The 1,119-nt window shown below is 50.0% G+C and carries 1 protein-coding gene; it reads left to right on the forward strand.

All coding sequences use genetic code 11. The features are described from left to right. Window positions 1-107: 107 nt before the first annotated feature. Window positions 108-1,119, forward strand: a 1,012-nt coding sequence (locus GH681_RS23125) for a mobilization protein (protein ID WP_153163840.1), incomplete at its 3' end; no start/stop codon positions are given.

Consider the following 1,119-nt stretch of genomic DNA (forward strand, 5'->3'; position numbering starts at 1 on the left):
TATAGCACACTATAACTACGAAGCTACGCTTTTCGTAGTTGTGTGCTCTCCGAGGGTGGGGGCTGCGCCCCTCAACCCCATGGCAGCCGCCCTAAAATTCATTCGACATGGCACAGACATCCATCCATTTCCAAGCGGTCAAAGGTGGCAGCGAGGAACACAACAAGAGAACAAAGAAACTCGACTACGTTCATCACGAACTATCGAGCCAAAACGACTATTGGCAGTCGGACACACAAGAAGCCAGACTTGCATTTGTCACCCAGAACGCAAAGGCGAAGACAGGGCGAAAGATGCAAGCCAAGGCAACCCCGATACGTGAAGCCGTGGTTGTCATCGAGGACACCACGACCATGGACGACCTCAAAAAATTGGCGAAGCGTTTTAACGATCGCTTCGGAATCGATGTGTTCCAGATCGCAATCCACAAGGACGAGGGGTACAAGAAAAGCAAAGATGGCATCAAACTCAATCTTCACGCTCATCTGGTGGCTGATTGGACAGACCATGAGAGCGGAAAAAGTCTGAAGCTCAACCGCAACGACATGGCAGAGATGCAAACTATCTGTGCCGAGGTCTTGGGCATGGAGAGGGGCAAGAGCAGCGAGAAGCAGCATCTTTCGGCCATCCAATACAAGATTGCAGCAGAGGAGCAGAGGGCAGAAGCCATCAAGAGCAAAACGAGAGGACTTGGCATCATACAGAAGAACCTATCAAATGACATTAGCGATTTGTTGGTGGAGGTCAAGACCAAGAGCAAGGAATGTGACAGATTAGCCCTCAGCGCAAAAAACATGGGAAGAATACTCGAATACAATACCGAGGAAGCCAAAAAGAAAGCCCTCATAAACGAAAGACTGTCCGAGGAGGGGAAATCCTTGCGAGAGGAAAAAGAACGCCTTAGAAACGATATTTTGGGGCTTACAACGCAAAAAGAAGAGATTGGCAGCGAAGCCGAAAGCCTTGCAGACGTTGTGCAAGCAGCCAGAAGCGACCTCTTCCACCTCAATGCACAGAAAATAGCCGTGTCTGGTGAAATCCTGAATCTCAATCAGGAGCGAGACAAGGCACAGCGAGAAGCGGAGGAAGCAAAGGCACAGAAGAGAACCGCAGAAGCCT

It is taken from the genome of Zoogloea sp. 1C4 (assembly GCF_009469605.1).
Taxonomy (GTDB): domain Bacteria; phylum Pseudomonadota; class Gammaproteobacteria; order Burkholderiales; family Rhodocyclaceae; genus Zoogloea; species Zoogloea oryzae.